General features: G+C 63.7%; 21 protein-coding genes and 1 riboswitch. Of the genes, 12 read left to right on the plus strand and 9 right to left on the minus strand.

Features of this window, described 5'->3' with window-relative positions:
• On the plus strand, positions 1 to 311 hold a 311-nt coding region (locus NZN28_RS03405; protein WP_295395369.1), incomplete at its 5' end, for an FGGY-family carbohydrate kinase.
• A 192-nt stretch (positions 312 to 503) separates the two neighbouring features.
• Here NZN28_RS03405 and NZN28_RS03410 read toward each other — a convergent pair.
• Positions 504 to 1,871, minus strand: a complete 1,368-nt coding sequence (locus NZN28_RS03410; protein ID WP_295395370.1) for an FAD-binding oxidoreductase — start codon at positions 1,869 to 1,871, stop codon at positions 504 to 506.
• 208 nt (positions 1,872 to 2,079) lie between these two features.
• Positions 2,080 to 2,193: riboswitch (cobalamin riboswitch) on the plus strand.
• Positions 2,194 to 2,353: 160 nt separating this feature from the next.
• Here NZN28_RS03410 and nrdI point away from each other — a divergent pair.
• The 4 genes from nrdI to NZN28_RS03430 are packed head-to-tail and all read left to right on the plus strand — an operon-like array spanning position 2,354 to position 6,479.
• Positions 2,354 to 2,740, plus strand: coding sequence for a class Ib ribonucleoside-diphosphate reductase assembly flavoprotein NrdI (nrdI, locus tag NZN28_RS03415; RefSeq protein WP_295395371.1), 387 nt, complete (start codon positions 2,354 to 2,356; stop codon positions 2,738 to 2,740).
• Positions 2,718 to 4,796: a class 1b ribonucleoside-diphosphate reductase subunit alpha gene (gene nrdE / locus NZN28_RS03420; protein WP_295395372.1), complete on the plus strand. Its 2,079-nt coding sequence runs from the start codon at positions 2,718 to 2,720 to the stop codon at positions 4,794 to 4,796. Before nrdI ends, nrdE begins: the two co-directional genes overlap by 23 nt.
• A gap of 10 nt (positions 4,797 to 4,806) precedes the next feature.
• On the plus strand, positions 4,807 to 6,093 hold the full coding sequence (nrdF, locus tag NZN28_RS03425) for a class 1b ribonucleoside-diphosphate reductase subunit beta (RefSeq protein ID WP_295395373.1): 1,287 nt from the start codon (positions 4,807 to 4,809) through the stop codon (positions 6,091 to 6,093).
• On the plus strand, positions 6,090 to 6,479 hold the full coding sequence (locus NZN28_RS03430) for an acyl-CoA thioesterase (RefSeq protein ID WP_295395374.1): 390 nt from the start codon (positions 6,090 to 6,092) through the stop codon (positions 6,477 to 6,479). The genes nrdF and NZN28_RS03430 overlap by 4 nt, the downstream gene beginning before the upstream one ends.
• Before the next feature lie 322 nt (positions 6,480 to 6,801).
• Here NZN28_RS03430 and NZN28_RS03435 read toward each other — a convergent pair whose 3' ends face one another.
• On the minus strand, positions 6,802 to 6,951 hold the full coding sequence (locus tag NZN28_RS03435; protein ID WP_295395375.1) for a hypothetical protein: 150 nt from the start codon (positions 6,949 to 6,951) through the stop codon (positions 6,802 to 6,804).
• Entirely contained in the window at positions 6,902 to 7,144 is a 243-nt protein-coding gene (locus NZN28_RS14625; protein ID WP_367275817.1) for a cobalamin biosynthesis protein, read from the minus strand. Before NZN28_RS14625 ends, NZN28_RS03435 begins: the two co-directional genes overlap by 50 nt.
• Positions 7,145 to 7,203: 59 nt before the next feature.
• On the opposite strand from NZN28_RS14625, the gene NZN28_RS03440 reads away from it, so the two are divergent.
• Positions 7,204 to 8,415 carry a hypothetical protein gene (locus NZN28_RS03440; protein ID WP_295395376.1) on the plus strand — a complete coding sequence of 404 codons (1,212 nt, stop codon included), beginning with the start codon at positions 7,204 to 7,206 and terminating at the stop codon, positions 8,413 to 8,415.
• Positions 8,416 to 8,924: 509 nt separating this feature from the next.
• Here the strand turns inward: NZN28_RS03440 and NZN28_RS03445 are convergent.
• Entirely contained in the window at positions 8,925 to 11,075 is a 2,151-nt protein-coding gene (locus NZN28_RS03445) for a glutamine synthetase III (protein WP_295395377.1), read from the minus strand.
• Between the two features lie 291 nt (positions 11,076 to 11,366).
• On the opposite strand from NZN28_RS03445, the gene NZN28_RS03450 reads away from it, so the two are divergent.
• From NZN28_RS03450 to NZN28_RS03460, 3 genes are read left to right on the plus strand one after another with little or no spacing between them, the layout of a single operon-like run.
• Positions 11,367 to 12,128, plus strand: coding sequence for an NUDIX domain-containing protein (locus NZN28_RS03450; protein WP_295395378.1), 762 nt, complete (start codon positions 11,367 to 11,369; stop codon positions 12,126 to 12,128).
• Positions 12,125 to 13,150, plus strand: a complete 1,026-nt coding sequence (locus tag NZN28_RS03455) for a bifunctional nicotinamide-nucleotide adenylyltransferase/Nudix hydroxylase (RefSeq protein WP_295395379.1) — start codon at positions 12,125 to 12,127, stop codon at positions 13,148 to 13,150. The genes NZN28_RS03450 and NZN28_RS03455 overlap by 4 nt, the downstream gene beginning before the upstream one ends.
• A 23-nt stretch (positions 13,151 to 13,173) precedes the next feature.
• Positions 13,174 to 14,565: a nicotinate phosphoribosyltransferase gene (locus NZN28_RS03460; RefSeq protein WP_295395380.1), complete on the plus strand. Its 1,392-nt coding sequence runs from the start codon at positions 13,174 to 13,176 to the stop codon at positions 14,563 to 14,565.
• On the opposite strand, the gene NZN28_RS03465 is transcribed toward NZN28_RS03460, so the two are convergent.
• Positions 14,562 to 15,710 carry a phosphopentomutase gene (locus tag NZN28_RS03465; protein WP_295395381.1) on the minus strand — a complete coding sequence of 383 codons (1,149 nt, stop codon included), beginning with the start codon at positions 15,708 to 15,710 and terminating at the stop codon, positions 14,562 to 14,564. The two genes, NZN28_RS03460 and NZN28_RS03465, sit on opposite strands and share 4 nt — an antisense overlap.
• A gap of 151 nt (positions 15,711 to 15,861) precedes the next feature.
• On the opposite strand from NZN28_RS03465, the gene NZN28_RS03470 reads away from it, so the two are divergent.
• Together NZN28_RS03470 and NZN28_RS03475 are read left to right on the plus strand one after the other, a co-directional pair.
• Positions 15,862 to 16,368 (plus strand): hypothetical protein, encoded by a 507-nt coding sequence (locus NZN28_RS03470; protein WP_295395382.1) that lies wholly within the window; start codon positions 15,862 to 15,864, stop codon positions 16,366 to 16,368.
• A gap of 150 nt (positions 16,369 to 16,518) precedes the next feature.
• Positions 16,519 to 17,361, plus strand: a complete 843-nt coding sequence (locus NZN28_RS03475; RefSeq protein ID WP_295395383.1) for an isoprenyl transferase — start codon at positions 16,519 to 16,521, stop codon at positions 17,359 to 17,361.
• A gap of 17 nt (positions 17,362 to 17,378) precedes the next feature.
• Here the strand turns inward: NZN28_RS03475 and NZN28_RS03480 are convergent, their stop codons facing one another.
• The 3 genes from NZN28_RS03480 to NZN28_RS03490 are packed head-to-tail and all read right to left on the minus strand — an operon-like array spanning position 17,379 to position 20,775.
• A complete protein-coding gene (locus tag NZN28_RS03480; protein ID WP_295395384.1) occupies positions 17,379 to 18,581 on the minus strand; it encodes an MgtC/SapB family protein in 1,203 nt (400 codons plus the stop codon).
• Between the two features lie 54 nt (positions 18,582 to 18,635).
• On the minus strand, positions 18,636 to 20,129 hold the full coding sequence (locus tag NZN28_RS03485) for a GAF domain-containing protein (RefSeq protein WP_295395385.1): 1,494 nt from the start codon (positions 20,127 to 20,129) through the stop codon (positions 18,636 to 18,638).
• On the minus strand, positions 20,122 to 20,775 hold the full coding sequence (locus tag NZN28_RS03490) for a response regulator transcription factor (RefSeq protein WP_295395386.1): 654 nt from the start codon (positions 20,773 to 20,775) through the stop codon (positions 20,122 to 20,124). The genes NZN28_RS03485 and NZN28_RS03490 overlap by 8 nt, the downstream gene beginning before the upstream one ends.
• A gap of 345 nt (positions 20,776 to 21,120) precedes the next feature.
• Here NZN28_RS03490 and NZN28_RS03495 point away from each other — a divergent pair, with 345 nt between their 5' ends.
• Entirely contained in the window at positions 21,121 to 22,404 is a 1,284-nt protein-coding gene (locus tag NZN28_RS03495; RefSeq protein WP_295395387.1) for an ATP-dependent 6-phosphofructokinase, read from the plus strand.
• A 25-nt stretch (positions 22,405 to 22,429) separates the two neighbouring features.
• Here the strand turns inward: NZN28_RS03495 and NZN28_RS03500 are convergent, their stop codons facing one another.
• On the minus strand, positions 22,430 to 22,753 hold the full coding sequence (locus NZN28_RS03500) for a multidrug efflux SMR transporter (protein ID WP_295395388.1): 324 nt from the start codon (positions 22,751 to 22,753) through the stop codon (positions 22,430 to 22,432).
• Positions 22,754 to 22,852: the final 99 nt, after the last annotated feature.

The following is a 22,852-nucleotide window of genomic DNA, read 5'->3' on the forward strand; positions in this document are numbered from 1 at the left end:
TGCGCCCACTGGCCGAAGTCCAGCGGCTACTGGCCACTGGAGGGGGCGCGGCCTCCGACCTGTGGCTCTCGCTTCTGAGCGGGGCCCTGGGGGTGCCGGTGGTGCGGGTCTCGGGCGACGAGGGGGCCGCCCGGGGGGCCGGAATCCTGGCCCTGGTGGGGGCGGGGGTGTACGGGGGCCTCGAGCAGGCCCTGCAGGCCACCCAGCCGGCAGAGCTAGACGCCCCACCCGCACAAGCGGAAATCCGCGCCCTCCAGCCCGGTTACCGGCAGGCGGTGGAGCTGATGCTCGAGCGCCTCTTGCAACGCTGAAAGTCTCCAGCACCTTGCCTGGCGACTCTGGGCCACCGGCCCCTTGCTCGATTCAAGGGTTTTGCCCTGTTGTACGGAGCGATGCGGCCTATCGTGCCCTTCACAGCGGTGGCCGCCTATCCAGGCCGCTACTGTTCTGTCCAGGACAAAGCTTTCTTATAGTCGAATGGCTCTAAATATGTGAAGAGCGCTCTAAAGCTGCGCGGTATCGCCCCAGTTTTGCAGCAGCTTTTGATAGGCCCGTTCCTGGTAGCGTGAGAGGGTAAAAGCGGGCGCATAACCCGGCAGTGCGGCCCCGGTCACGTGGGCTGCCAGCAGTTCCCCGGCGGCGCAGGCGGCCATCACCCCAAAGCCCGACAAGGCCCCCACCAGATAGGCCCCCTTGACCGGCAGCGGGCCGATGAGCGGGCGGTTTTCCTGGGTTTTGAGGTAGTAGCCCCCGTCCACCCAGGGCTTGGGCGCTCTCTCGAGGTAGCCTTGCAGACCCGGAACCATCACCGACAAAGCGCGCAGGGCAAGCTCGGGGTTGAGAGGGTCGGGGGGCAGGGGGAAAGTGGGGTCAACCGGCTTCGTGTGGTGGTTGTAAAGCACAATCAGGGTGGGGCTATTCCCCGCCCCGTCGGGTCGGCCATGCGCTCCAGAAGGCAGTTTTTGCAGAAGCCAGCCAGCACCCTCCTCGGCCAGCATCTCGCGCTCTTCCGGGCTCCAGGGCAGTTCTATCTCGTCCATCCAGATGAGCAGGGGGGCCTCGCGGGGAACCACCGCCAGGGTCTCGCTAAAGCTCATCTTGAGGTGCTGCTCGGCAAAGACCGGAAGCTCCACCCCCAGCATCTGGCCGACCCGCTTTTGCATGGGCCCGGCAGCGTTGACGAAGACAGAGGTCTCGATGCTCTGGGTAGAGCCGTCGCTTTGTCTTACCTCAACCGAGCGAACCGCACCGCCCAGCGTTTCCACCCCCACCACCTCCCCGCGCACCAGCCGAGCCCCCTGTTCGCGGGCTTTTTCCAGCAGATACATTCCCAGTTGCTGGGCCGAGAGCCAGCCCGCCCGCCGCACGTGCAGCACCGCCCGGGTGCCGGGGTTCAGGTAGGGGAAGTGCTGCCGGATCAGGGCCAGGTCGGTCAGCAAGTCGGCCCCGTCCGGCACGCCCTCAAAGCCCTCGGGCGGGGAGGGGGCGTAGTGGGTGTTGCCGCTGTGAACGCGCAGCGCACCCGCGCCCTGGTGGGCTGCTTGCTGGGCGGTCTCGATGAGCTGAGGAATTTTGGCCGGGTCGGCGGTGGCGTAGAGGTAGCCCCGGCGGTTCAGGCGGATGCGGTTGGAGGATTCGCGGGCGATGGCCTCGAGCAGCTCGATGCTGCGGTTCATGAAGGCAATCATGTGGCCGTCCGGCCCCGGCCACCAGTTGCGGTAGGCCTCGGTGGACTTGTCGGAGGTGAGCGAAAGCGGGTCGCCCTGCTCCACAATCACCACCTGCTTCAGGCCCTTTTTGGTGAGGTGATAGGCCGCCGCCACCCCGGCGATTCCAGCGCCGCAGATGACGGCCTCAGCGTGGGGTGGCATAGGTGTATACAGTATACACTAGACCTCCTGCAAAAGTAGGCAACGTGCTGTAGAGCGCTCTTCACATATTATGAGCCATTTGGGTTCGAGAAAGCCTGGTTCTGAACAGAACAGTGGCCGCCTGGATGGGCCAGATCTGTGAAGAGCGCGATGAGCAGCTTCGGCAAGCACCATTGACATCCTTACACAACAGATTGTATTGTTTCGGGCAGAAACCACAATATGTGGTTTCCCCACTGGTGTCAGGGGAAGCGCGGTGCAATTCCGCCGCTGTCGCGCAACGGTAAAAGCCCGAATGCCTGCCCAGGAGGGTCTCCTAGTCCTCGCGCAAGGGACGGAAAGGTGGCTTACGTGAATCATTCCCATACAACCTAGCGTTGGATAGCGGCCAGTGCAGCAGGCGTGCTGTTTGGGCTTTTGCGCCGTGACCTATTCAAGAACCGCGGCAGAGATGTCTTTTGTGCATCCGGGGTGGTCAAGCTGTGTTGATTGTTTATGCTTCTAAAACCGGCAACGTGCAACGCTTTGTGAAGCGGCTGGCTCTGCCTTCTTTGCGCTTGCAGACAGGCGAGGAGCAGGTTTCGGAAGCCTGCGTGCTCCTGACCTACACCACCGGCTTTGGGCAGGTGCCTCCTGAGGTGGAGCGCTTCGCCGCTAGGAACTGGCCCTTTTTAAGGGGGGTGGCCGCGAGTGGCAACCGCAACTGGGGCCAAAACTTCGCCCGCGCAGCCGACTTGCTTGCCGAGCGCTACGCGCTGCCTGTACTACTCAAGTTTGAACTTGCGGGCACCGAGAGCGACCGCAAGGGGTTTATGGAGGTGGTCGCCCAGTTAGAAGGAGGCAGAGGTGCTTTATTTAGAGCTCAATAGCGCCATCTTACAGAAGAGAAACGGCTTTTTTCAGCTCGAGAAAGACCTCGAGGCGGTGCGGGCCTTTGAGGAGGAAGTAGGCAAAAAGCTGCGGCCCTTCCCCGGCCCCATCGAGCGCCTGAGGGCGCTGGTAGAGGAGGGCTACTACGAGAACTTTTTCGAGCGCTACCGCGAGGAAGACCTGCTCGAGCTCTCCGACCTGGCCTACAGCTATGGCTTCCGCTTCGCCAGCTTCATGGCCATCTCCAAGTTCTACAAAGACTACGCCCTCAAGTCCGACGACAAGAAAGAGTACCTCGAGCGCTACGAGGACCGGGTGCTGGCGGTGGCCCTGCACCTGGCCCAGGGCAGCGTGGAGAAGGCCCGGGCCTACGTGCGGGCCCTGATGGAGCAGCGCTACCAGCCCGCCACTCCCACCTTCCTGAACGCCGGGCGGGCCCGGCGGGGGGAGCTGGTGAGCTGCTTTTTGCTGGAGCTCGACGACTCGCTCAACTCCATCGGCTACAACCTGAACGCGGCCATGCAGCTCTCCAAGATTGGCGGGGGGGTGGCCCTCAACCTCTCCAAGCTGCGGGCCCGGGGGGAGCCCATCAAGGGCGTGGCCCATGCGGCCAAGGGCGTGGTGCCGGTGATGAAGCTGCTCGAGGACGCCTTCAACTACGCCGACCAGATGGGCCAGCGCAAGGGGGCCGGAGCGGTTTACCTGAACATCTTCCACTGGGATGTGGAGGAGTTTTTAGACACCAAGAAGATCAACGCCGACGAGAAAAGCCGCATCCAGACCCTCTCCTTGGGCCTGATCGTGCCGCACAAGTTCTTCGAGCTGGCCGAGCGGGGGGAGGATTTCTACGTTTTCGCCCCCTACTCGGTCTACCAGGCCTTCGGCGAGCACCTAGACGACATGGATCTCGACCGGCGCTACGAGGAGCTCGTGGCCCACCCCGCGGTGAAGAAGCGGCCCCTCCCGGCCCGGGCCATGCTCACCCGCATCGCCCAGACCCAGTTCGAATCGGGCTATCCCTACATCGTCTACAAGAGCAACGCCAACCGGGCCCACCCCCTCAAGGGGCTGGGGCAGATCAAGATGTCGAACCTCTGCACCGAGATTTTCCAGCTCCAGACCCCCTCCCAGATTGGCGACTACGGCGAGCCCGACCAGATTGGCTACGACATCAGCTGCAACCTAGGCTCCTTGAACATCGTGAACGTGATGGCTTCGGGGAACCTGCAGGAAAGTGTGCACACCGCCATGGACATGCTGACCGCGGTGAGCGACCTCTCCAGCATCAAAAACGTTCCCGGGGTGGCGCGGGCCAACCGGGCCTTTCACTCGGTGGGCCTGGGGGCCATGAACCTGCACGGCTTTCTGGCCAAGAACCAGCTCCGCTACGAGTCGGCGGAGGCCCGCGACTTCGCCCGCAGCTTCTTCGCCGCGGTGAACTTTTACTCCCTCGAGCGCTCCATGGCCATCGCCCGCGAGCGCGGGGTTCGCTTCGAGGGCTTCGAGCACTCCGACTACGCCACCGGCGAGTACTTCGCCCGCTACCTAGAGGAAGACTTCCGCCCCCGCACCGAGGCCGTGCGGCGGCTCTTCGCCCACCTGCCCCTGCCCGGCCCCGCGGAGTGGGCCCGGCTCAAAGCCGAGGTGGAGCGCCACGGCCTCTACCACGCCTACCGCCTGGCCATCGCCCCCACCGCCAGCATCAGCTACATCCAAAACGCCACCCCCTCCATCGCGCCCATTGTAGAGGTGGTGGAGACCCGCACCTACGGCAACGCCACCACCTACTACCCGGTGCCCTTCCTCTCCGAGGAGACCTACTGGTACTACAAGTCGGCCTACCACACCAACATGTACCGCCTGATTGACCTGGTGGCCGAGATTCAGCCCCACGTGGACCAGGGCATCAGCACCGTGCTTTACGTCACCAGCGAGACCAGCACCCGCGAGCTGGCCCGGCTTTACGTCTACGCCGAGCGCAAGGGCCTCAAAAGCCTCTACTACACCCGCACCAAGAACCTCTCGGTGGAGGAGTGCCTGAGCTGTGCGGTCTGAAGGAGCCAAGATGGAAGCAACCCAAACCCACCCCGCCTTTGAAGCGGTCAACTGGAACCGGCCCGAGGACGACTACACCAAGATGTTCTGGGACCAGAACGTGCGGCAGTTCTGGGTGGACGAGGAAATCCCCTTAGCCGACGACAAGCTCTCCTGGATGACCCTGAGCAAGGCCGAGCAGCGGGCCTACGAGGCGGTGCTGGCCGGGCTCACGCTCTTAGACACGGTGCAGGGCAGCGTGGGGATGCCCCAGATTGCCCAGCGGGTGCCGGGCCTGCAGGTCAAGGCGGTGCTCGCCTTTATGGGGGCCATGGAGCACATGCACGCCAAGAGCTATAGCTCCATCTTCTCCACCCTCTGCACCTCGGAGCGGATTGGCGAGCTCTTTGACTGGGTCAGGGCCCAGCCCGAGCTGCAGGCCAAGCTGGCCCTAATCCACGGGGCCTACACCAGCATCCAGGACAGGCGGAGCCTCTACCGGGCCATGGCCGCCAGCGTGCTGCTGGAGTCCTACCTCTTCTACTCGGGCTTCTTCTACCCGCTTTACCTGGCCGGGCAGGGGCGGCTGGTGAGCTCGGGGGAGATCATCAGCCTGATTATCCGCGACGAGGCCATCCACGGGGTGTACGTGGGCCTTCTGGCCCAGGAGCTGCTGAGCGGGATGAAGGAGCGGGAGCAGCGGGAGGCCCAAAGCGAGGTGCACCGGCTTTTGGAGGCGCTTTCGCCCCTCGAGGACCGCTACAGCGAGGCCCTCTACGCCCCCATCGGCTTAGAGGAAGCGGTGTGCACCTTCTCCCGCTACAACGCCGACAAGGCCCTGATGAACCTGGGGCTGGAGCCCTACTTCGGGGTGGGGGCCGAGGCAGTCAACCCGGTGGTGCTGGCCGGGCTGCGCACCGAGACCAAAAACCACGACTTCTTCTCCACCAAAGGCAACGGCTACATCAAGGCCACCCGGGTGGAGCCACTTACCGACCTGGACTTCTACTTCCCCGAGGCCGAGGAAGACCTGAAGCCCGTGGTCAAGCGGGATGGGCGCAGCGTGCCCTTCGACGAGCTGCGCATCGTGCGGGCGGTGGAGAAAGCCGCGCGGGCGGTGGGGGTGGATCTGGAGCCTGCCCGCCTGGAACGGCATATTCTTTCGCCTGTCAAGCGCCGGGCCCGGCAGAAAAGCCTGGCGGTGGAAGAGATTCAAGACCGGGTGGAAGAGGGCCTGATGGAGACCTACCCCCAGGTGGCCAAGGCCTACATCCTCTACCGCGAGGAGCGGGCCAAGCTGCGCCGGAGCCGGGCATGAGAAAAACCCGCACCGTGCACCTGGTGCGCCCGGGCGACTGCAACCACTACGGTAGCCTCTTCGGCGGCACGGCCATGGCCTGGATGGACGAGGCCGCCTTTGTGGCCGCCACCCGGCACGCCCGGGCCAAGGTGGTCACGGTGCATGCCGACGCCCTGGACTTTCGCCACCCGGTGCCCCAGGGCGCCATCGTGGAGCTGGTGGCCTGGGTTCGCGAGGTGGGACGGAGCTCCATGCGCCTCGAGGTGGAGATGTGGGTGGAGCGGGTGGACAGCCCCGAGCGCACCCTGGCCTGCCGCGCGGGGTTCGTGATGGTGGCCTTGGGGCCAGATGGACGGGCCATTCCGGTATCGGCCCCGGTAGAAGGCCCCGATGCAGAGCCCTGAATACAGGCCAGAAAGTCGAGAAAATCCGGCCTTGAAATGGGCCGCCACGAAATCGGCCATCTGCTCGAAGAGGTTCTCCGAACGCGGCGGCTGCCCAAAGAGGTGCATTAGAGCGCTCTTCACATATTTAAGAAAGCTTTGTCCTGGACAGAACAGTGGCGGCCCGGATAGGCGGCCATGTCTGTGAAGGGCGCGATAGCACCTCCGGGTTCTCAAAGAGCCCGTGGAGGTAAAGCCCCAGCACGCTTCCCTGCTGCATGTACAGGTGGCCGCTCTCCCCGTGACGAATCTCGTAGCCCTGGATGGCCAGACCCTCCAGGGCCTACCAGTACCCGCCCAGCCCTTCCAGGCAGGCCTGGCTCAGCCGCTGCACCCTGTCGGGGCCAAAGGCTGTGGGCACGCTGGTGAGGGCCTCGAGCGCTTCAGGGCCGGGGAAAAGCAGCCGGGCATCGCCCCGGAACTTGTTCAGCACGTCTGTATGGGTGGGCCAAGGCCCCGGCCAGGGTGGTCATGGGCCAGCCCAAACTGGGCAAGGGGGTCTTGCGGGCCCCGTGCAGGAACTTCCACCACCGGAAGCGGAGGGTCGCCGCCCACAAGAGCAGGGCGGTGAAGCGGGCCGGGAGCAGCTTCAGCAAGTGGTCGGTGCGCGCCGCCCACCTGCCCACCCTTGGAGCAGGCAGCCATTTTTTGCTAACCTGATGCTGTCCTTAAATGGAGGCAGTCTATGAGCAGGGCCATGGGGTTGGTTTTTCTATTGCTTTTGGGTTTTGCAGAGGAAGGACGACAGGGCGGCCTGGTCTACACAGTTCCCTCGGGCTGGCAGCAGGTGCGGCAGGGGGCCTACACCCTGCTTTTGCCACCCGACTTTAGTGAGGAGCGAAAGCTAGCCATTGTAATCACCGAAGGCACGGTGCTCAAGGGCGATTTTCAGACGACCTTCGAGCAAGTCCTGCGTGAGGCCCTGGCCAGCAACGAGGAACTGGTGCGCTCGAGCCCCCTGCAAAAGGAGCGCACGACGGAGGGCCTTGAAGTGCTTATGAAGCTGTTGGAGGTGCGGGAAAAGGGTGGGGGCAACCCTACAGTGCGGCTTTATATGGCCCTCAAGGCCGGCAACCGGATGGAGGTGCTGGTCATCATGGCCAGCCAGGCCCAGTTGTTCCGTGAGTACGAGGGTGCCATTGCTACCTTCACCGACTCCTTGCGGCTTTCTAACCCTTCCTCCGCACCTCAGGCCACCACCCTACCCCCCTCCTCCACCCCCATCGAGGGCCTCTATGTCGCCAACATTCTGCGTATGCGAGCCAACACCTATGGCCCTGGTTACACCTACACAAGCTTCAACGCCTTCTGGCTTTTTCTGTCGGGCGGACGACTCTACTTTGGCTTACCCCCAGGCGACCCGACCCGACTTGACTACGAGAAGGCCCGGCGCGAGGAGCCTGAGAGGGTGGGAAGCTACCGGATGGTGGGCAATCAGGTGCAGTTCACCTTTAGGGGAACTGCGGTGGCCTTCACCCGCGGGGCAGCCACAGTTCGGCTGGGCGCACTGTGGCCCGGCCAGACCGGGCCCACCGTCTTCCGGCGGGTGGAAAGCTGCGATGGCTGCAGGCTCAATGGGGTTTACGTTCGCAGGAGCTTCACCGACCTCACCAGTCCATTAGGCTCAGGAAATGTGAGCGGGGAGGTGCGCTTTCGCTTCGGCCCGGACGGGCGCTTTGAGGTGCAGGGCTTCACTGGATTCGCCGTGGTGGGGGAGGCGGCGGGGGTGGCGGGCAGCCAGCGCACCGGAGGGCAAGGCAGCTACCGCATCCAAAACAACAGGCTCGAGCTGACCTACAGCGACGGTCGCCGCGAACAGGCTTTTTTCTTCCGCTTTCCTGGCGAGGAAGAGGACGTGATCTCCATCAACGGCTTCAATTACCTGCGCCAGCGATAGCCTGCATCCTGCTGTGGCAGCACTCCCATGTGACCGGAGCCCAGTTCTGGCGTACTTCATCAGCGACCTCAGACCCTCCTGCCATCCAAGCCGCACCGATGGCCGGGTTGGTATCGGGCCGGGGGATTGGCGGTGGCAGTGGGTGCAACACCGCTTTAGGGTACAGTACAGCTATATCGCGCCCTTCACAGACGTGGCTGCCCACGAAAACGAGAATGCCTCTGGGCCGAGACGCATGTTTTCGAGTTTCCAGGGGGCCACTGTTCTGTTCAGAACCAGGCTTTCTCGAACTCGAATGGCCCATAATGTGTGAAGAGCGCTCTAACCTGGCCTGTAATTATGATTATAGCGTATACATTCCATCCTGGCCAAAAGCCCTGCTACTGTTGCCCCTTATAGATAAGCCTGCCCTGTACGACCGTCTGCGGGATGCGAAGTGGACTGGTTCGCCCCCTTGAGTAAAAAACCCCCCGTCGCGGGGGGTGTTCGAGGCAGAAGTGGCGCGTTTTTTACTTGACAAACAGCATCTCGCGGTAGGAGGGCAGGGGCCAGTACTTGTCGGCCAAGATGCGCTCCAGCGCGTCGGCGGCCTTGCGCACCTCGGCCATGGCGGGCAGCACATTGTCGCGCATGTGGTGGGCTTTTTCGTGTACCTCGTCCCCGCCCAGTTCGGCGTTTTGCGCTTTGAGCTTCTCGAGGGCATCGGAGAGGGCGTCGGTGGCCTCCACAACCTGCTCGATGGTGCGCTCGGCTGCACGCGACTTAACCTCAATCTCGGAGAGCTCGGCCAGGTAGCTCAAGGCCCCCGGCAGAATCTGGGTCTGGGCGATCCACTCGGTGGTCTCGCCCTCGATGTTGACCTGCTTGAAGTAGATGTCGTACATGATTTCCTGGCGGGCGTGAATCTCGCGTTCGTTGAGCACCCCCAGGCGGCTGAAGAGCTTTACGTTTTTCTCGTCGGTGAAGTGTTCGATGGCATCAATGGCGGTCCGCAGGTTCAGCAGCCCGCGCTTGGCGGCTTCTTTGTGCCAGGCCGCCGAGTAGCCGTCGCCGTTGAAGACGATGCGCTTGTGCTTGGCGTAGGTTTCTTTGATGGTCTCTAGGGCGGCCTGCTCAAAGCCCATCTTCTTCTTCATCTTGGACTCCACCGCGTCCATCAGGGCGTCAATGGCATCGGCCACGATGGTGTTGAGCACGGTGATGGGGAAGGAGATGCTCTGGCTGCTGCCCACCGCACGGAACTCGAACTTGTTGCCGGTGAAAGCGAAGGGCGAGGTGCGGTTGCGGTCGCCGGCGTGTTTGGGTAAAGGGGGCAGCACCGGGGTGCCAAGCTGGAGAATCCCTGCTTTCTTGCCCGAGCCCCCCTTGCCGCTGGCCAGCCGCTCGAAGATGTCGGTAAGCTGGTCGCCCAGGAAGATGGAGATGATGGCCGGCGGGGCTTCGTTGGCCCCCAGGCGGTGGTCGTTGGAGGCCGAGGCCACGCTGATGCGCAGCAGATCCTGGTGCATGTCCACCGCCTTGATGACGGCAGCGCAGAAGAACAGGAATTGCAGGTTGTCGTGGGGGGTGTCGCCGGGCTCGAGCAGGTTGATGCCGGTGTCGGTGCCCATGCTCCAGTTGCAGTGCTTGCCCGAGCCGTTGATGCCCGCAAAGGGCTTCTCGTGCAGGAGCGCCACCATGCCATAGCGCCGCGCGGTGTTTTTGAGTACCTGCATGATGAGCTGCTGGTGATCGGCGGCGATGTTGGAGGGCTCGAAGATGGGGGCAATCTCGTACTGGCCGGGGGCCACCTCGTTGTGGCGGGTCTTGACCGGAATTCCCAACGCATAGAGCTGGTTCTCTACATCGGTCATGAAGGAAAGCACCCGGTCGGGAATGGAACCGAAGTAGTGGTCCTCAAGTTCCTGGCCGCGCGGCGGCTTGGCCCCGAAGAGGGTGCGCCCGGTCATGACCAGGTCGGGGCGGCGGTAGTAGAACTCCTCGTCAATCAGGAAGTACTCCTGCTCGGCTCCCAGGGTCGAGGACACCTTGTTGGCCTCCACGCCAAAGTATTTGAGGGCCCGCTGGGCGCTTTTGTTGAGGGCCTCAATCGAGCGCAGCAGGGGGGTTTTGAGGTCGAGGGCCTCCCCGGTCCAGCTGGCAAAAGCGGTGGGGATGCAAAGCGTGGCCCCGTTGGCATGGCGCATGATGAAGGCGGGTGAGGTGGGGTCCCAGGCGGTGTAGCCCCGTGCCTCGAAGGTGGCCCTGAGCCCACCCGAAGGGAACGAAGAAGCATCTGGCTCGGCCTGGATGAGCTCCTTGCCCGTGAAAGAGGCAATCACCTTGCCTTCGGAGATGGGGGTATAGAAGCTGTCGTGCTTCTCGGCGGTATAGCCGGTCAGGGGGTGGAACCAGTGGGTGTAGTGGGTTGCGCCTTTTTCCAGGGCCCACTTTTTCATGGCCAGGGCGATGGTATCGGCAATGCTGGGGTCGAGCGGGGTGCCCTTTTCGATGGTGGCCTGGAGCGATTTCCAGACCGGCTTGGACACCAGCTCGCGCAGCTCGTCTATGTCGAGCACATCGCTTGCGAAGACCTCTCCAGCGATGTCGCTGGAAACCTTGCGCACGTCCTTGAACCGCCAGTTGCGGGCCGCCGAGATGACATCAAAATCGTGGTTCACATGGCCTCCATAGGGCGGAGCCGGGTCGTCGGATGCCACTTAGATGCATATTGCATCTAATGAAGCTGGCTTTGGACGTTCTTCCGAGCTGCCGCTCGCGCTAACACTTTACCATATGTTGCGAAAAATCAACACTTCATTCCTGAAAAAAATATCAGGTGTTACAGAATTTATGTACATTTTTCACTTCGCATCTCCAGTTGCCGCCATCGAATGGAGGGCCTTGACTTATCGACACTATACATATATGCTTATTGCATATAAGAGGCCGGGTTGAGGAGCAAGCCAGGCATGAACCGACGCAACAGCGAAGAACAGCGCTTCCTGGACAACTACGACGCCACTGCCTTTGAACGACCCTCGGTCACGGTGGATGTGGTTATCCTGACCCTGCGCGAAGGGCATCTGGAGGCCCTGCTGGTCAAGCGCAAGGAGCATCCTTTCCTCAACTACTGGAGCCTGCCGGGCGGTTTTGTGCAACTGCACGAGTCGCTGGACGAGGCCGCGGCGCGGGTGCTGCGACAAAAAGCCGGGTTGGAGGGGGTGGTGGGCCTCGAGCGGGAAGGCGCCCTGCATCCCCCCATCTACCTCGAGCAGCTCTACACCTTTGGCCACCCCCAGCGCGACCCTCGGATGCGCGTGATCAGCGTGGCCTATTACGCCCTGGTCGAGGCCAGCCACATCCGCGAGGTGGGCGAGGAAACCGCCCTTTTCAAGCTGCGGGTGCCCCCCGGCGCCGACAGCGTGGAGATTTTCGACCACAAGCACAAGAAGTACTCGCTGGCCTTCGACCACGCCGAGATTCTGGCGGTGGCCGTGCGGCGCATCCGGGGGAAGCTCGGCTACACCCCCATTGGCTTCGAGCTGCTGCCCGAGCGCTTTACCCTGCGCCAGCTGCAAAACGTCCACGAGACCATCCTGCAAACCAAGCTCAACAAAGACTCCTTCCGGCGCAAGATGCTGGCCTCGGGGATGCTCGAGCCCACCGGCGAACTCGAGCGCGGGGTGGGTTTCAGGCCTGCCGAGCTGTACCGCTTCCGGAGAGAAGCATGAAAACGGCTGTATTTATCGGGCGCTTTCAGCCGCCGCACCAGGCCCACCTGCAGACCATCACCCGCGCCCTGGCCCGCTTTGAACGGCTGGTGGTGGTGCTGGGCAGCGCGCGCTGCTACCCCACCCCCAAAAACCCCTTCAGCGCGGAGGAGCGCGAGGCCATGATCCGGGCCAGTCTGGGAGACGGGGCGGCGCGGCTTCACTTTGTAGCCATTCCAGACGACTTCTACGACGACCCCCGCTGGTTCCGCACGGTGCGGGCGGCGGTGCAGGCCATCACCGGCCCAGAGGCCCACATCTGCATCACCGGCCACGACAAGGACGAGAGCAGCTACTACCTGCATGGCTTTGGCGACTGGCCCTTTGAGCCGAGCGGGGTGGTCAGCCCCCTCAACGCCACCGATGTGCGCAACAGCTATTTTGCTGGGAAGCCCGACTGGAGGCCCCTGGTGCCCGAGGCCGTGCGGCAGTTCATGGAACAGTTTGCCACCACCGCCCTGTTTGCCCGCTTGCAGGCCGAGTGGAAAACCCTTCAGTACTACCGCTCGCTCGAGCGACGCTACCCTTACCCCATCATCCACGTTGCCACCGATGCCATGGTGCTGGCCCAGGCCCACGTACTTCTGGTCGAGCGGGCTGGGGCGCTCAGCAAGGGGGCCTGGGCCCTGCCGGGGGGCTATGTGGAGCCCCAGGAGACCCTGCTCGAGGCCGCCCTGCGCGAGCTTTTCGAAGAGACCGGCCTGAGGCTAGAGCCCAGTCAGCTGACAGCCAGCAAAGCCTTCGACTACCCAGGCCGCAGCCTGCGCGGCAGGGTCATCAGCCACGGCCACTTTTTCGACCTGGGCAACGCCCCACCCCCCCCAGTGCAGGGCCAGGACGATGCAGCCCGGGCCTTCTGGCTGCCCCTGGACGAACTGCCCAACCACCAAGCCTGCTTCTTCGAGGATCACTACCTGGAAATTCGCTGGTTCCTGGAGCACCATCGCCAAGAGCTTGCAGCCAAGACCTACAGCGCCCTATAAGCCTGTCCAAAGGAGAGGTAAAGATGAAACCCCTCAACCCCCATAACCTGATTCTCAACACCGACAGCTACAAGGCCAGCCACTTTGCCCAGTTTCCCAAGGGCATGACCTTCGCAAGCTGGTACATCGAGAGCCGGGGCGGCGACTCCAACTTCGTTCGCTTCTTTGGCCTGCAAGCCTTCCTGATAGAGTATCTTTCCAAAGGGGTCAGCCTGGCCGATGTGGAGGAGGCCCAGGCCGTCTTTAGCGCCCACGGGTTGCCCTTTCCCTACGAGGGCTGGCGCTACGTTGCCCAGGAGCTGGGGGGGCGGTTGCCGGTGCGCATCCGGGCCGTGCCGGAGGGGATGGTGGTGCCCGTTCACAACCCTTTGGTCATCATCGAGAGCACCGACCCCAAGGTGCCCTGGCTGCCCGGCTGGCTCGAGACCGCCCTGCTGCGGGCAGTCTGGTACCCCACCACGGTCTGCACCATCTCCTGGGAAATCCGGCAGATTATCCGGGCCGCGCTGGAAAAAACCGCCGACGACCCCGAAGCCGAGCTGCCCTTCAAGCTGCACGATTTCGGTGCACGGGGGGTGAGCAGCCTGGAGAGCGCCGGCCTGGGCGGGATGGCCCACCTGGTCAACTTCCAGGGCACCGACACCGTGACTGCTTTGGTGTATGCCCGCAACTACTACGGGGCCGAGATGGCTGGCTACTCGATTCCGGCCATGGAACACTCCACCGTGACCAGCTTTGGGCCTGCCGGCGAGGCCCAGGCCTACCGGCAGATGATCGAGACCTTCGGCCAGCCGGGGGCCCTTTTTGCCATGGTGATTGACTCCTACAACCGCGAGCACGCCGTGAGCCAGATTATTGGTGAGGAGCTCAGAGACCTGATTGTGGCCTCGGGCGCGACCCCGGTGATTCGCCCCGACTCCGGCGACCCGCCCTTCGTGGTGCTGCGGACGGTGCAGACCCTGGAAGCCAGGTTCGGCGCGACGACCAACAAGAAGGGCTACAAGGTGCTGAACGGGGTGCGGGTCATCCAGGGCGACGGCATCAACGCTGCCAGCATCCGCAAGATTCTCTTCCTGCTCGAGCAGTGGGGTTACAGCGCCTCCAATGTGGCTTTTGGCATGGGCGGGGCTCTCTTGCAACACCCCCACCGCGACACCCAGAAGTTCGCCCAGAAGCTGCACTTGGTCACGGTGGAGGGCCAGACCTACGGGGTGAGCAAGAGCCCGGTGGACGACCCCAGCAAGCTCTCCAAGAAGGGGCGGCTCGAGGTGATTCGCGACGAGCGGGGCATCCGCACCATCGAACTACCGGCAGAAGCGCCGGCGGCACACCCACAGAGCATCCTGCACACCGTTTTCGAGAACGGCCAGATTACCCGGCGCTACACCTTCGAAGAGGTGCGGCGCAACGCCTAGAGGAAGGGGCTGCCGGGGCCTTCCCAGCCAAGCCCGAAGGCGCGGGCCCAGCTCGCCGCCAGGTCGGCGAAGGTCGCGCGGGTGCCCAGGTCTTTACCGGCCATCCCCGGCCCCACCACCAGGAGCATCCCGTACTCGCGGGTGTGGTCGGTGCCCCGGTAGGTGGGGTCGTTGCCGTGGTCGGAAACGATAAAGAGGTAGTCCTCGGGGCCCAGGGCTTCCACAAAATCGGGCAGCCGGGCATCGAAGGCGGCCAGGGCCTCGGCGTAGCCTGCGGGGTCGCGGCGGTGTCCGTACCTGGCGTCGAAGTCCACCAGGTTGGTGAAGACCAGGCCGGCGAAGGGCTCGCGCATCAGCTCCAGGGTGCGCTCCATGCCCAGGGCATTGCTGCCGGCCTTGACCTCGCGGGTGAAGCCCCGGTGGGCGTAGATGTCGGGAATCTTACCCACCCCCACCACCTCCAGGCCGCTGGCCTTTAGGGCGTCCAGAACGTTGGGCGGAGGTTCTAAGGCAAAGTCCCGGCGCAGGTCCTCGCGGCGGTAGAAGTGCCCCGGCTCGCCCTCAAAGGGGCGGGCAATCACCCGGGCGCAGGCCAGCGGCCCCACCAGCAGCTCGCGGGCGGTTCGACACCAGTCGTAGAGGGTTTCCAGCGGCACCTTTCCGATGTGCGCCGCCACCTGAAAAACCGAGTCCGCCGAGGTGTAGACGATGGGAAAACCGGTGCGCAGGTGTTCGTCGCCAAAGTCGCGGATGGCCTCGGTGCCGGAGTAGGGCTGGTTGAGCAGGTAGCCCTCGACCCCTATGCGCTGGCAGAAGGCGGCCAGGAAATCCGCCGGAAAACCCTGGGGAAAAACCTGGAAGGGGTGCTCGAGGCGAATCCCCACAAACTCCCAGTGGCCGGTGGAGGTGTCCTTGCCGGGGTTGACCTCAACCATGCGGCCAAAGCCCCCCAAAGGCGCTGTGACCTTGGGCAGGGTGTGTACCCCTGGCACGTGGCCCAGCCCCAGCGAGGCCAGGTGGGGCAGCTTCAGGCCGGTCTTGAGCACGGTATGGTCGAGGGTATCGGCCCCCTCATCGCCAAACCGGGCAGCGTCGGGCAGGTAACCCAGCCCCACCGAGTCCAGCACGATGGTGGTGATCTTCATGCCCCAAGCATACTGGAGCCCAGGAGAAACGCGAGCTGCGAGCGTACTGGCTGGGTTGAAGTCGGCACGCTTCAGTCCTAGGCCCCGCAACATCAAGAAGCCTCCACAGACCTTTCATCTCCCTCAGGGTGTGCTCTGTTTTGCTGGAAGCATGACCAGATGGTGGGGCTTGGGCCTCATGCTGGCCGCCTTGGCGCTGGCCCAAACCGGGCTTACCCCGGCCACCGGCGGCAGCTTCCGGCTTGAGGTGCGTGGACTGAACCTGGGCCGGTTGCCCGCCAAGCCTCAGATTCGGGTAATGGGGGAGGTGTTCAAAGACTCGGCTCGCGTGAGCCTGCACTTTTTTGCCGACCCCAACTCCAATCCACCCCCCTATGCGCCGCGCATTCTTTCGCTTGATCTCAAAGGGCCTCTGAAACAAGGGCAGACCTACCGGATTGGCGACCCTTTGCACGCCCAGGTGCAGGGCACCCTGAGCTATGTGGACGACCGCAACCCCAACAACCGCCAAAGCTGGGGCGGCAGCGGGAACGTGACCATCACCGCCCTGACCCCCACCCGCCTGACCCTAGAGGGGAAGAACATCCAGATGACCAGCCCCCAACATGGCAGCTTCGTGATGAGCTTTCTGATTACGGTGGATCGCCTGCTTCGCTGAAACCGGCATTCCTCGGGCGAGCGAAGGAAGCAAGCGCAGATGCCTCCAATGGCGAATCCACCTCGTGGATTGGGCGATAAGCTCTACGGCGCAAAACTTGCACATCCAATCGACAAATGACCCGCTAAGATAGGTAGCTTGAGGTGGCCCATGGCGGCAACATCACCGGTGCGCGTTCGCAAAGGTTCGATTCGACATCAACTGGTGCAGCTTTTTGGCACTCTGCTCAAGCCGCTTTACTGGTGGTATGAGAAACGGGTCGAGGCCGAGGTTCGCCAGGGCCACGCGCCCAGGCACCTGGGCCTGATTCTGGATGGCAACCGCCGTTTTGCCCGAGAGCTGGGCCTCGAGGGCCACCAGGGCCACGAATTCGGGGTACAGAAAGCCTACGAGGTGCTGGAGTGGTGCCTGGAGCTGAAAATTCCCACCGTGACCATCTGGGTCTTTTCCACCGATAACTTCAATCGCAGCCAGACCGAGGTGGAAACCCTGATGCGCCTCTTTGTTCAGGAGGCCAAACGCATGGCCCAAGACCCCCGCATCCACGCCAACGAGGTGCGGGTCAAGGTGATTGGGCGGCACGACCGCTTTCCACCCAAGGTACTCGAGGCCCTGGAGGAGCTGGAAAAAGCCACCGAGCACCATAGCGGGATGCTCCTCAACATTGCCATGGGCTATGGCGGGCGGGAAGAGATTGTGGATGCGGTTAAGCAGCTCTTGCTCGAGGCCGCCAAAACCGGCAAGTCGCCGGAGGAGCTGGCCGCCGAGCTGGACATGGAACACATCTCCGAGCGGCTCTACACCGCTGGCGTCCCCGACCCCGACTTCATCATTCGTACCTCGGGCGAGATCCGGCTCTCGGGCTTTTTGCTCTGGCAGGCTGCCTACAGCGAGTATTACTTCTTCGATGCCTTCTGGCCTGCCTTCCGCAAGGTGGACTTCCTGAGGGCGGTGCGCGACTACCAGAAGCGCGAGCGGCGCTTTGGGAAGTGACCAGCCGTCCCCAGCCCTCAACGGGCCAGCACCACCAGCAAAGCCAGCAACCCACCCGGCAGTAGCCCCAGCGCCACGTAAAGGCCCAGTCCCCTGGCTCCAAACGACAGCGCGGTTTTGAACACGGTGTTGCTCAGAGCGGCGGTCAGGATGGCAATGGACGCCACCTGCAAGAGCAGCTCTCCATTGCCCGCAAGTCGCGCCAGCGAGAGCGAGATGGCGTCCACATCGGCCACGCCCGAAAGGGCGCTGACCACATAAACCCCCGCATTCCCGAAGACCTCGAGGCCCCCTCGGGTCAAGAGCTTGACCAGCGCATAGACCCCGGCAAAGAGCAGAGCGCTCTGGAGCTGTAGGGGGTTTTGCACCGGCACGCTTTCCGACACCCCCCGATCCCGCCGGGCCAGCCAGGCCGCCATCAGCAATCCCCAGAGCAGCCACACCAGCATGGGGAGCCAGAGCACCTGCAAGAGGGCCGGGGCGGTGGCGCTCCACACCAGAATCCGGCCCAGCATCATCTGCGAAGACAACACGGCCCCACCGGCCCAGAGCAGGTTCTGGCTGGGGTTGGCTCGGCTTTGGGCCACCATCGAAAGGGTGACGGCGGTAGAAGAGACCAGGCCGCCCAGCAAGGCCGCTGCCCACAAGCCTTTGGAACCCAGCAAGCGCAAGGCCAGGTAACCCACGAAGTTGACCCCCGCCACCAGCAGAACCACCTGCCAGATTTCGCGGGGGTTCCAGACCCCATAGGGGCCGTAGTTGGCATCGGGCAGCAGCGGGTAGACCACCCCCAGCAGCAAGGCCAGCAAAACCGCCGCCTCGACCTCACTCCGCTGGATGCCCCCTGCAAAAGCGTGCAGCTCGTCGTGAAAGGCCAGAAACCCCAGCAACAAGGCCCCTGCAAACAGGGCCGGCAGCACCGTGCCCAGCCCGCACAGCACCCCCAGCACATACACGGTCAGGGCGGCCACCTGGCTGGTGGCATCGCGGCTGTTTTTGAGGGAGTACACCGCCAGCCCGGCCACCGCCAACAGCCCCGCCGCCGGCAGCCACAGGTTTGGCCCCAGGGCGCTGACCCCCCCCAGCAAGCCCAGCAGGGTGAAGGTACGCACCCCCCCGATGGCCGAGCCCTGGCGCTCCACTTTGGCCCGCTCGCGCTCGAGGCCCACCGCAAACCCAATCAGGGTGGCGGCCAGCAAATGCCACAGCAACACCTGCACTTTTTTACACTACTACTTTTGCCGGAGGACAAGGCCCCCCAGCGGTGGCTTGCATCAAGCAGCTGGATTCTCCAGAGGAAGCACCGCCCGCACCGTAGTGCCTGCTCCGGGGCAGCTTTCGATCCAGCAGCGACCCCCCAAGCGCTCGAGGCGCTCCCGCATGGAAACCAGGCCCAGATGGCCCGGATACGCCCGCTGGCTATCAAAACCCACCCCATCGTCGCGAACCTCGAGCCGCACCGTACCGTTTTCCTGATGCAAGCCCAGGTGCACCTTGCGGGCTTTGGCATGTTTGACGATGTTGTGGAGGGCTTCCTGGGCCACGCGGTAGAGGGCTTCCTTGGCTTCCAGGCCCAAAGCGGGCTCGGGGCCGAGGTCGGCCTCGAGGGAGAGGCCGTGCCGCGCCCGCAGGGCCGCCGCTTGCTTGGAGAGGGCCGCGACCAGCCCTTCTTGCCGTAAGGACTCCGGGCGCAATTCAAAAATCAGGGCCCGCATCTCGGCCATGGCCCCCTCGGCCAGGTTCAGCACAAAGTCCAGAGCAGCCGGGGCCTGTTCGGGGTTGCGGGCCAGCTGGGTTTTGGCGGTGCGTACCCCCAGCACGATGCCGTAGATGGCCTGTGAAACCGAGTCGTGGAGGTTGCGGGCCAGCTTCTGCCGCTCCTCGAGGGCCGCCTGGCCCTGGGCCTGGGCGTAGAGGCGGGCGTTGCGAATGGCCACGGCGGCCCGCCGGGCCAGCGAGGTAAAGGCCCGCTGCTCGTCGGGGCCCAGGCTGTGGGGGCGTAAGTTATTCACGCTGAAAACCCCAAACACCTCGCCATCGAGGCGTATTGGGATGTGCATAAAGGCCCGGATGCCCTCGGGGTCGGTCACGTGGCGGGCTACCCGTTCATCCTGATGGGTGTCCTGAACCACCACCGTCTCGCCACTCTGGGCCGCGTAGGCCAGCAGGCCGTGCCCGGCATACTCGTTCATGACCCGCACAAAGGGCGAGGTAAACCCCCGCTGGGCGCGGGTGATGAGGTGCTGGTGGGTCTCGTCCCAGATCAGGATGCAGCTCTTGTCGGCCCCCAGCAGATCCACACACACATCTGCCAGCGCCTGCAAGACCTCATCGAGCTCGAGCGAGGCATAAAGCTTTTCGTCGGCCTGGTAGAGCGCTTCCAGGCGACGCAGGGTCTGGCGGGTCTCGGTGAGGTCGTGGGCAATGGCCGCTCCGTACATCTGGCCCTCAATCTCCAGGTACAAGAAGGAGTAGCGCACGTACCGCCAGCTTCCATCCTTTCGAACCAGGGCTATCTCGAAGATGCCGGGCGGGTCAATGCGGTTCTGCCGGATGCGCTCGGCCACCCACTCGCGGTAGGGCGGCGCAATCCAGTCCAGGATGTCCCTGGCTTGCAGCTCCTCGAGGCTATATCCCAGCAAGTCCTGGGCCGCCCGGTTGGCGTACTCCAGCCTGCCTTGTACCGAGGCGATCAGGATGGCGTCGCGGGTGGCCTCCAGAAACCCCGCCAGGGCCTTGGAGTCGAGCCGGTGCAAAAAGTCACTCAAGCCCGATCAGCCCCTCCCGCATGGCGAACAGGGCGGCCTGGGTGCGCGAGGACAGCCCCAGTTTGGAGAGCAGGTTGGAAACGTGGGTCTTGACGGTCAGCTCGGACAAGTTGAGTTGCTGGGCGATGCGCTTGTTGGACAGCCCGCGCGCTACCAACCGCAGGATTTCGGTCTCCCTGGGGGTCAGGGCTTCGCGCATTTCAGCGGTGCGCACCTCTTTAGCCAGCCGTTTGGCCGCCTCCGGGTGCAGCCGCACCTCACCCCGGCCTGCCGCATGAATGGCCTCCACCAGCTCCTCGGGGTGGGCATCTTTGAGCAGATAGCCACTGGCGCCCGCGTGAATGGCCTCGGTCACCAGGCGTTCGTCCAGCGCGCTGGTCAGGGCAATCACCTCCACTTCGGGAAAGCGTGCTTTAATCTGGCGGGTTGCACTCAACCCGTCCATCACCGGCATCAGCAAGTCCATCAGCACCACGTCGGGGTGCAGTGCGGCCACCTTCTCCAGGGCTTCCTGGCCGTTTTCGGCCTCGCCCACCACATGAAGCCCCTCATCGGTGGCCAGAAACATCCGCAACCCCTGGCGCACCACCCTGTGGTCATCCACCAGCAAAACCCCCAGGCTTTCCCTCGAGCCGGGATGAGGCATGATTTCAGGGTACAACGAGGCTGTCAGGCTCACCAGAGAGCTGGGCTTTTTGTGGAAGGAGCCCCGTCATGCCCCGCCTGCTCGCCTGTTTGAAGTCTCGCGGCAAGGGCCTTGGGGCTGTTCTGCTTCCTTGGGCAAAGGAGCGTGGCGATCGCAGGCGGTTGGGGGCGAGGGGGTTGACTGGATTAAGGGCTTAAAGCGCACTTCAGAGCCGTGGTCGCCCATACAGGCCACTGCCCTGTTCGGCACGAACTCGAACGGCTCCCCCTGTCTGAAAAGCGCTTTGGCCGCAAAAGCCTGCGATGGCTTTAGACCCTTGCCCAAGAACCCCAGCCGACGGATAAGATGGCCACTGTGCAAGGCGGCATGCTCAACACTCAGATTTCCATCCTGGGCCCAGCTCGCCATCCGAACCCCCTGCAAAGCCAGCGGGATGTGTTCGTGGAGGATGGGAGCCGGGTGCTGCTGGCTTCCATGCTGGACGAGCTGCAAAGCCCCCCCGCCACGTTCGAGCTGGCCGGCCCCCGCCGCCAGATTTTCTTCAACCCTACCGAAATTGCCTGCGGCATCGTGACCTGTGGCGGGCTTTGCCCCGGCCTGAACGATGTGATTCGTTCGGTGGTGATGACCCTCAGCTACAGCTACGGGGTGAAGCGCATCTATGGGTTCCGCTATGGCTATGCCGGGCTGGCCGCCAGCCAGGGCATCGAGCCCCTGCTCCTGACCCCCGAGCTGGTACAGGACATCCACGACGACGGCGGCACCCTGCTGGGTTCCTCCAGAGGCCCCCAGGAACCCGCCGACATGATCGAGCGCTTGCAGCAACTGGGGGTGCACATCCTGTTTGCGGTGGGCGGCGATGGAACCCTGCGCGGGGCCTCGGCCCTGGTTCAGGAGATCCAGAAGCGAAACCTGGCCATCAGCGTGATTGGCATCCCCAAAACCATAGACAACGACATCGAGTGGATTGAGCGCAGCTTTGGCGTGGCCACTGCCGTCGAGGAGGCCACCAGGGCCTTGGAGGCCGCCCACGCCGAGGCCCGGGGAGCCTACAACGGCATTGGGCTGGTCAAGCTGATGGGTCGCCACAGCGGCTTTATCACCGCCCACGCCACCCTGGCCAACGCCGACGTGAATTTCTGTCTGGTGCCCGAGGTGCCCTTTAGCCTGGAGGGCTTCCTGGCGGCTTTGGAAGAGCGCCTCCTGACCCGCCACCACGCGGTCATCGCCCTGGCCGAAGGGGCCGGTCAGGACTTGATCGAAGGCGAAGTGACCAGGGACGCTTCGGGCAACGTCAAACTCAAGGACATCGGGCTTTTCCTGAAGGAGGCCATCGGGCGTCACTTTGACCGGAAGGGCCTGGAAACCACCATCAAATACATTGACCCCAGCTACATCATTCGCAGCGTACCGGCCAACGCGGTGGACTCGGAGTACTGTCTGGCCCTGGGACAACACGCGGTTCACGCGGGCATGAGCGGGCGCACCGACATGATGGTCGGTTACTGGAACCAGCACTTCACCCATGTGCCCATCGCCCTGGCCACGCAAAAGCGCAAGCAGATTGACCCCCAGAGCGAACTCTGGCAGCAGGTGCTGGGGGCGACCGGGCAGCCCAGAGGGATGTGATTGGAAGCAAGGTGGGGGCTGGGGATCAGGGCCTCGAGGCCAGGTTCAAAATCACCACCCCCACAATAATCAGCGCTATGCCCAGGGCAATGGCGCTGTTCATGGGCTCCTTGAGCATCAACCAGCCCAGCACCGCAATCAGGGCCGTGCCCAGCCCCGACCAGACCGCATAGGCGGTGTTGAGGGGAAGGGTCTTGAGGGTCAGGCTGAGAAAATAGAAGGCCAGCCCGTAGCCCAGCACCACCACCACCGAGGGCAGCAGCCTGGTAAAGCCCTGCGAGGCTTTGAGGGCGGTTGAGCCAATCACCTCCGAGATAATCGCCAGCAAAAGCAGCCACCAGCCGTTCATCCACTTCCTCCCCAGGGGCCAGCCTATGGGCCCAGCCACAGCCTATCCGATGCGGGTCAGGGCTTGTCGGCCCGCTACCGGCGCCGCAACCTTGCAACA

It is taken from the genome of Meiothermus sp., from assembly GCF_025056915.1.
GTDB lineage: Bacteria > Deinococcota > Deinococci > Deinococcales > Thermaceae > Meiothermus.

What these genes read in the sequence shown, in the direction of transcription:
- NZN28_RS03410 (WP_295395370.1), bottom strand. Translation starts at nt 1,871, where the DNA reads ATGCCACCCCACGCTGAGGCCGTCATCTGCGGCGCTGGAATCGCCGGG.
- nrdF (WP_295395373.1), top strand. Translation starts at nt 4,807, where the DNA reads ATGGAAGCAACCCAAACCCACCCCGCCTTTGAAGCGGTCAACTGGAAC.
- NZN28_RS03430 (WP_295395374.1), top strand. Translation starts at nt 6,090, where the DNA reads ATGAGAAAAACCCGCACCGTGCACCTGGTGCGCCCGGGCGACTGCAAC.
- NZN28_RS03440 (WP_295395376.1), top strand. Translation starts at nt 7,204, where the DNA reads ATGAGCAGGGCCATGGGGTTGGTTTTTCTATTGCTTTTGGGTTTTGCA.
- NZN28_RS03450 (WP_295395378.1), top strand. Translation starts at nt 11,367, where the DNA reads ATGAACCGACGCAACAGCGAAGAACAGCGCTTCCTGGACAACTACGAC.
- NZN28_RS03455 (WP_295395379.1), top strand. Translation starts at nt 12,125, where the DNA reads ATGAAAACGGCTGTATTTATCGGGCGCTTTCAGCCGCCGCACCAGGCC.
- NZN28_RS03460 (WP_295395380.1), top strand. Translation starts at nt 13,174, where the DNA reads ATGAAACCCCTCAACCCCCATAACCTGATTCTCAACACCGACAGCTAC.
- NZN28_RS03465 (WP_295395381.1), bottom strand. Translation starts at nt 15,710, where the DNA reads ATGAAGATCACCACCATCGTGCTGGACTCGGTGGGGCTGGGTTACCTG.
- NZN28_RS03470 (WP_295395382.1), top strand. Translation starts at nt 15,862, where the DNA reads ATGACCAGATGGTGGGGCTTGGGCCTCATGCTGGCCGCCTTGGCGCTG.
- NZN28_RS03475 (WP_295395383.1), top strand. Translation starts at nt 16,519, where the DNA reads ATGGCGGCAACATCACCGGTGCGCGTTCGCAAAGGTTCGATTCGACAT.
- NZN28_RS03490 (WP_295395386.1), bottom strand. Translation starts at nt 20,775, where the DNA reads ATGCCTCATCCCGGCTCGAGGGAAAGCCTGGGGGTTTTGCTGGTGGAT.
- NZN28_RS03495 (WP_295395387.1), top strand. Translation starts at nt 21,121, where the DNA reads ATGGCCACTGTGCAAGGCGGCATGCTCAACACTCAGATTTCCATCCTG.
- NZN28_RS03500 (WP_295395388.1), bottom strand. Translation starts at nt 22,753, where the DNA reads ATGAACGGCTGGTGGCTGCTTTTGCTGGCGATTATCTCGGAGGTGATT.